The sequence below is a fragment of the Gemmatimonadota bacterium genome (assembly GCA_016209965.1).
Taxonomy (GTDB): Bacteria; Gemmatimonadota; Gemmatimonadetes; order Longimicrobiales; family RSA9; genus JACQVE01.
In genome coordinates this window covers 1-6,987 of record JACQVE010000251.1, presented here as the reverse complement: position 1 = coordinate 6,987, position 6,987 = coordinate 1, and the positions used below count along the sequence as shown (strand labels likewise).

General features: G+C 69.2%; 7 protein-coding genes. All 7 read right to left on the bottom strand.

All coding sequences use genetic code 11. The annotated features are described in order from the left end of the window. A partial coding sequence (locus HY703_10005) for an acyl-CoA carboxylase subunit beta (GenBank protein MBI4545518.1) occupies positions 1-529 on the bottom strand: 529 nt, incomplete at its 3' end. Beyond that, positions 507-926 carry a cobalamin B12-binding domain-containing protein gene (locus HY703_10000; protein MBI4545517.1) on the bottom strand — a complete coding sequence of 140 codons (420 nt, stop codon included), beginning with the start codon at positions 924-926 and terminating at the stop codon, positions 507-509. The genes HY703_10005 and HY703_10000, both read right to left, overlap by 23 nt. A gap of 124 nt (positions 927-1,050) precedes the next feature. Beyond that, positions 1,051-2,403, bottom strand: a complete 1,353-nt coding sequence (locus tag HY703_09995) for an HlyC/CorC family transporter (GenBank protein ID MBI4545516.1) — start codon at positions 2,401-2,403, stop codon at positions 1,051-1,053. A gap of 53 nt (positions 2,404-2,456) precedes the next feature. After that, positions 2,457-3,218, bottom strand: coding sequence for an HAD-IA family hydrolase (locus HY703_09990; GenBank protein MBI4545515.1), 762 nt, complete (start codon positions 3,216-3,218; stop codon positions 2,457-2,459). Continuing rightward, a complete protein-coding gene (locus HY703_09985; GenBank protein ID MBI4545514.1) occupies positions 3,218-4,933 on the bottom strand; it encodes a methylmalonyl-CoA mutase in 1,716 nt (571 codons plus the stop codon). Before HY703_09985 ends, HY703_09990 begins: the two co-directional genes overlap by 1 nt. An 86-nt stretch (positions 4,934-5,019) precedes the next feature. Further along, on the bottom strand, positions 5,020-6,048 hold the full coding sequence (meaB, locus tag HY703_09980) for a methylmalonyl Co-A mutase-associated GTPase MeaB (protein MBI4545513.1): 1,029 nt from the start codon (positions 6,046-6,048) through the stop codon (positions 5,020-5,022). Beyond that, the coding region (locus HY703_09975) for an AarF/ABC1/UbiB kinase family protein (GenBank protein ID MBI4545512.1) at positions 6,041-6,987 on the bottom strand (947 nt) is incomplete at its 5' end. The genes meaB and HY703_09975, both read right to left, overlap by 8 nt.

The following is a 6,987-nucleotide window of genomic DNA, read 5'->3' as shown; positions in this document are numbered from 1 at the left end:
TCTGCGGCACCTTCAGGTAGCGCCGCATGATCGAGTTGTAGTAGAAGATCCGGCTGGCGCCGTACTGGCCGGGGAACACGCCGCCCTGATAGGGCAGGTTCACGCCTGCCGAGTCCACCAGGTAGACGATCGGGATGCGGCAGCGCATGGCGATCTCCTGCGCCCGCAGCATCTTGCGGATCGTCTCCGGCCACCACGAGCCCGCCTTAACGGTAGCATCATTCGCCACGACCACGATTGGCCGGCCGTGCACCACGCCCACGCCCGTAACCACGCCGGCGGCGGGCGCCTGGCCCTCATACTGGTCGAAGGCGACCAGCAGGCCGACTTCCAGGAAGTGGGTGTCCGGGTCGAGGAGCAGGGCGAGCCGTTCCCGGGCGGTCAGCTTCCCCTGCGCGTGCTGCCGTTCGACCTTCTCCGGGCCGCCCCCCTGCCGGAGGCGCTCCTCGAGCTCGCGCAGCTCGGCGGCGAGGGCCTCGAGACGGACGGCGGCCGGGCGAGCGGCCTTACGCCTCCTGGTCACGGCCATGCTGGGCAGACCACTCGCGGATGTACTGGATTGGTTCCGAGGTGGGTGTTCCGGGGCCGAAGAGCTGGCCGACACCGAGTTCCCGCAGCTTGGCCACGTCCTGTTCGGGGATGATGCCGCCGCCGGTCACCAGGATATGGCCGGCGCCTTGCTCGCGCAGCAACTCGAGCAGCCGGGGGAAAAGCGTCATGTGAGCGCCGGACAGGATGGACAGGGCGACGACGTCCACGTCCTCCTGCACTGCGGCGCTGGCGATCATCTCGGGCGTCTGGTGCAGCCCGGTGTAGATGACCTCGAAGCCGGCGTCGCGGAAGGCACTGGCGATCACCTTGGCGCCGCGGTCATGGCCATCGAGCCCGGGCTTCGCGACCAGGACACGGATCTTCCGTTCGGGCATCTCGTTCCTGCCTCGGGTTTTCAGCACAGCCGCCGCGCCAAAAGCTAGGGCGTCTTTTCGGCCACGACAATGAGGCGGGGCGACTGCCGCCATCAGGGCCCCGGACGGCCGGCAGCGCGGTGGGTCACGTCTCGTCCGACGCCGGTGCCGGCAGGTGGTTCGGGCTAAGCAGCAGCGCGAGGCGGCCGATCCGGCGCCTGTCCATAGCCGTCACGCGCAGCCGGCCGCCGGCGAAGCCCACTTCATCGCCCGCCCGCGCGATCCGCCCCAGGATCCCCATGACGTAGCCGGCTACGGTGGTATAGTCCTCCTCGGGCAGGTTCAGCCCGTAGCGGGCGTTGAGGTCGCTCACGGCGACGGTGCCGTCCAGCAGGATGTCCCCCGCCGCGGTCTCTTCGATCTCCGGCGAGACCTCCTCGTGCTCGTCTCGGATCTCGCCCACGATTTCCTCGACCAGGTCCTCGAGCGTCACGATCCCCGCCGTGCCGCCGAACTCGTCTACCACCACGGCCATGTGCACCTGCGCTTCCTGCATCTCGCGCAGCAGCCCCTCGATGGGCTTGCTGTCCGGCACGAAGGGGACGGGCCGCACCAGCTCGGCCAGGCTCTCCTGCCCCTCGCGCTGCGCGCGCCAGACGTCGCGGGCGCGGACCACCCCGACGATCCGGTCCAGCGACCCCTCGTAGACGGGCACGCGCGAGTGCCCCGCGTCCAGCACGATGTCGGCGGCCTCCTCCACGGTGGCGCCGGCGGGGACAGCGACCATCTCGGTGCGCGGAGTCATGACCTCGGCGGCAGTGGTTTCCGAGAGGTCGAAGACGCCGCGGATCATCTCGACCGGCTCCTCCCGCAGCAACCCGTGCTGGTAGCTCTGCGTTAGCAGCATCTCGATCTCCTCGGGCCGGTGCACCCGCTCGAGCTCGGTCGGCGCGCGCAGCCCCAGCGCCCTGAGTAGCAGGTTGGCCGCGCCGTTGAGCAGCGCAATGAAGGGGGAGAAGACGCGGGAAAAGGCGATCAGCGGCCCTGCCGTCCACAGGCTCACGGACTCGGGGAACAGCAGCGCCAGCGATTTCGGCGCCAGCTCGCCTAACACGATGTGCAGGAAGGTTATGAAGATGAAGGCGACGGTTGCGGCCACGCTATGCCGGGCGATGGCGTTCCAGGGGTCGGCCAGCCCGCTGAAGGCCTGCTGCATCACCGCGGCCAGCGTGCTCTCGCCCACCCAGCCCAGCCCCAGGGAAGCCAGGGTAATACCCAACTGGGTGCCCGAGATGTAGAGATCCAGGTGACGGATCGCCTCGTTGGCCAGACGGGCCCGCCGGTTGCCCGCTCGCTGGAGCGCGTCCATGCGCGTGCGGCGGGCGCCCACCAGGCCGAACTCCGCGGCCACGAAGAACGCGTTGGCCAGGACCAGCAAGAACACCAGCGCGAGTCGGAAGGCGATGGCGGCGGCAGTAAGTGGGGCTTCAGGTTCCATGGGGAGAGACCTGCTTCAGAAGGCCGCGAGACGGCCGAGACGAAGAGCCGTGCTCACCCGGCGCGCTGGAGTCCAGGCCAGCCGGGGAGGTGCGAGACCCCAGGGATGCGCGGGCAGTCGACGTCGCCGCAGGCATCACCGGGATCCACCAGCAGCGCATCCAGACCCGCGGCCCGGGCGCCGACCACATCGATGTCGTAGATGTCGCCCACGTGCAGCGCCTCCGCCGGCGCCGCGCCTGCCGCCTGGCACGCCAGCCAGAAGATGCGCGCGTCCGGCTTCTCGATGCCCACCACTGCGGAATCAACCACCAGGTCCAGCAGTTCGGCCAGCCCCGCGCGCCTCAGCAGATCGCCCACCTGGCCATCCGAATTAGAGACCACCCCCAGGATGTAGCCCTGGCGCCGCAGCTCGGCCAGCGCGTCCCTGGTTCCCGGCTCGACGCAGCTCCAGAGAAGTCCTTGATCGTGGCGCCTGAAGATCGCCGCCGCGACGGCCTCCCCCGTCCCATCCAGGCACCCGGCATGGCGTAGAAAGGCAGCCCAGTAGAGGCGAGCACGGTGCGCGTCATCGCCGGGAGCCCCGGAGCGCAGCAACTGGGTCACCCGGCTCTGCGCCGCACGAGACGCCGCGGAAAAGCCGGCTTCGTCGCACGGTACCCCGTGCTCCGCCAGCGCGCTCAGGATGAAGGCGCGGTCCAGGTGGATCAGCGTGCCGCCGGCATCGAGGAAGATGACGCGGTAGCGGCCGGCCTCCCCGTCCGCCCACAGAGCGCCGCCGGCCTCGAGGTTAAAGGCCTCGGAAACCCCGCTCATCAGAAGAATACGGGCTCGTGGTAAACGCCGTACACGTCCTCCAGCGCCCGCCGGATCTCGTACAGCGTCGCGCACGCACGCACGCATTCGAGCATGGGCTCGATCACGTTCTCCTCGCGGGTGGCAGCCACCCGCAGCCGCTCGAGCGCAGCCTCCACCTGCCGCGCATCCCGCCCCGCCCGCAGACGCGACAGCCGCTCGCACTGCTCGCGCTCCGCCACATCACCGATCCTCAGGAGCTCGATATCGGACGACTCGTTGCCCTGGGTGAACGCGTTGATCCCGACCACGATGCGATCGCCCGACTCGACCTCCCGCTGCTGCCGCGCCGAGCTCGCCGCAATCTCCCGCTGGAAGTAACCCATCTCGATGCCGCGGACCACACCGCCAAGACGGTCCACTTCCGCGAAAATCTCCTCCGCCTCGGCCTCCAGCCGGTTCGTCAGCGCTTCGACGTAGTAGGAGCCGGCCAGCGGATCGATGGTGCCGGGCACGCCCGTCTCGTAGGCCAGGACCTGCTGCGTGCGCAACGCGATCCGCACCGCCTTCTCCGTGGGCAAAGCCAGCGTCTCGTCCATCGAATTGGTGTGCAGCGACTGCGTGCCGCCCAGCACCGCGGCCAGCGCTTGATAGGCGACGCGCACGATGTTGTTCTCCGGCTGCTGCGCGACCAGGCTGACGCCCGCCGTCTGCGCGTGCGTGCGCAGCCGCCACGATTCCTCGCGCCGCGCGCCATACACGTCCCGCATCCGGCGCGCCCAGATGCGACGCGCCGCCCGAAACTTCGCGACCTCCTCGAAGAACTCGTTGTGCACGTCAAAGAAGAAGGAGAGTCGCGGCGCGAACTCGTCTACGTCCAGCCCCCGGGCGATCCCGCGCTCGACGTACTCGAAGCCGTTGCGCAGCGTATACGCCAGCTCCTGCGCCGCCGTCGAGCCTGCCTCGCGGATGTGATAGCCACTGATCGAGATGGGGTTATACTTGGGCGCGTGGCGGGAGCACCACTCGAACATGTCGACAATCAGCTTGAGCGCCGGTTCCGCCGGGAAGATCCAGGCGTGCTGCGCCATGTACTCCTTCAAAATGTCGTTCTGCACTGTGCCGCGCAGCTTCCCGGACGGCACCCCCTGCTTCTCCGCGGCCACGACGTAGAAGCAGAAGAGCATGATGGCCGGCCCGTTGATGGTCATGGAGACGGAGACCTGATCGAGGGGGATGCCATCGAACAGCGTCTCCATGTCCGCGAGGCTCGATATCGCGACTCCGCACTTCCCCACCTCGCCCAGGGCGCGAGCGTGGTCCGAGTCATAGCCCATGAGCGTGGGGAAATCGAACGCCACGCTCAGGCCGGTCTGGCCGTGGTCCAGCAAGTACTTGTAGCGCTGGTTCGTCTCGGCCGCGGTGCCGAAACCCGCGAACTGGCGCTTGGTCCACAGCCTCGTGCGGTACAACGTGGTGTAAGGCCCGCGGGTGAACGGGAACTCGCCCGGGAACCCCAGCTTCTCGAGGTAGTTCCAGTCGGCGGGCAGATCCAGAGGCGTGTACAGCGGCTGGATCGGTGCGCCGGAAATGGTGGTGAAAGCGGCATCGCGCTCGGGCACGCTGAGGTAGGCCGCCTCCCACTCGGCGAGGCGGGCCTTCAGCTCGGCCAGCTCGCGTTCCTTGTCCCGGAGCTGCTCGGCCAGCTCGGCTGGCGAGATCTCACGTTCCACCATGTCCATAGCACTCACCCTCGTCAGGACCCGGAATCCCGATCGACCTCGAGTGGCTCGTCACCGCCTTCGCAGACGTGCCACGTTGACTACCCCAGCGCGGCGCGCACGATTCGCACCGCCACCTCATACGGCGACTCGGCCCCCGCCTCCAGCGCCGGCAGTGCTTCCTCCAGCAGGCGCCGGCCCTCCTTCTCGTCCCAGGCGAGCTGCTGCAGCCGCCGGTCCACGGCGGCCCGCACCCGCTCGGTGAGCCGGACCTGCCGGCGCCGTGCCAGCTCGCCGGACCCGGCCAGCCACTCGCGGTGCTCGTCCAGCACCTCGACCAATCGGGGAACGCCGTGCCCGGTTTCGGCAACGGTCTGGAGCACGGGAATCTCCCAGCGAGCCGGCGCCCGCCTCCGGCTATCGGAGTCCACGCCGTGGTGGGCGGGCACGTTGCGCAGCGCCTGGCCGACGCGGAGGCGCAGCATGAGCTCGATCTCCCGGGCCATGCGTTCGGCGCCGGGACGGTCCGCCTTGTTCACGATAAAGAGGTCGGAGGCCTCCATCAGACCTGCTTTCATGGCCTGGATCGAGTCGCCGGACTCGGGCACCAGCACGACCGCAGTGGTATCTGCCGCGGCGGCAATGTCGAGCTCCGCCTGTCCCACGCCCACGGTTTCGACGAGAATGCGGTCGAAGCCGAACGCGTCCACTACGTCGGCCGCTTCCCGGGTAGTGACCGCCAGGCCGCCCAGCGAGCCGCGGCTGGCCATGGAGCGGATGTAGACGCCCGGGTCCAGCGCCACTTCGCCCATGCGGATGCGGTCGCCCAGCAGCGCGCCGCCGCTGAAGGGGGAGGTAGGGTCGACCGCGATCACTGCGACGGTCTCCCCCCGGGCGCGGTACGCGCCGATCAAGCCCGCCGCCAGCGTGGACTTGCCGGCGCCCGGCGGCCCCGTGATGCCAATACGGTGGGCGCGCCGCTGATCCCCGTGCAGCGCGTCGAGCAGCTCCTGGAACCCCGGCCGCCCGTTCTCGACCAGGCTGATCACCCGGGCCAGCGCGGTGCGCCGGCCAGCGCGGAACTCGGCGAGTAATTCGCGCTGCGCCTCGGAAATCGCCGCCTCATTCATCGCCGGAAGATGCCCCGCCCCCGCCGGCCCTGTCAAACCGTTCCTCCTCGCGGGGCGAGCGCAATCCGCGCGCGTGGCGCAAGGGGTTTTCCAGCAGGTGCGTGGGCAGCAGGAACACAATGACGAACATGACCAGGGCCATGACCAGCCCGGCCAGCAGCAGCCAGGGGCTGCGCACCGCCAGGAAAGTGATGGAAGCAATGAGGGCAACGGTCAGGGCGAAAATGCTGAGCAGGATGCGCCGCACCTGGAGCAGCAGGAAGCGCTCGCCGTGCAGCACGTCGCGGGGGTGCGCCCGGACGCGGAACTCCTCTCGCTCGGCGCGGCGCAGCACGTCCCGAATGGCCTGCAGCGCGGCGCGCGACTCTTCCACCAGCCCGCGCGCCACCTCGGCCGGCTCGCGGGCCAGGGCGCGCAGCAGGTCAGCGCGCATGCGCCGGATCACGGGGCGGGCGACCTCGAGCCCGTTGAAGTTCGGGTCGTAGCGGAACCCAATGCCCTCGAGCAGCGCGGCGGCGCGGAAGAAGTAGACCAGTTCGCGGGGAAGGAGCAGCGGCCAGGTGTAGAACGTATCCATGAGCTGCTGCACCATTTCCTGGACTCGCCGCGTCCCCAGCTCGCGGGCGCGCTCGAGGACGAGGAGGATTTCGGCCGCGGCATCCCGGATCTCGGCGCGCGAGATCTCCGGGTCGATCATTCCCAGCGCGTACATCCCATTGATCATCGCGTCCAGGTCCTGGCGGCCGGCGGCCAGGGCGAGGCGGAGCACCCGGTCGCGCGTGAGCTGGCTCAAGTGCATCACCATCCCCCAGTCCAGAAATACCAGGGCTCCGTCCGCCGCGACCAGGATGTTCCCGGGAGGCGGGTCGGCGTGGAGGAATCCTTCGACCAGCATCATCTGCAGGTATACTTCGGTCAGCGCATCCATCAGCTTGCGGA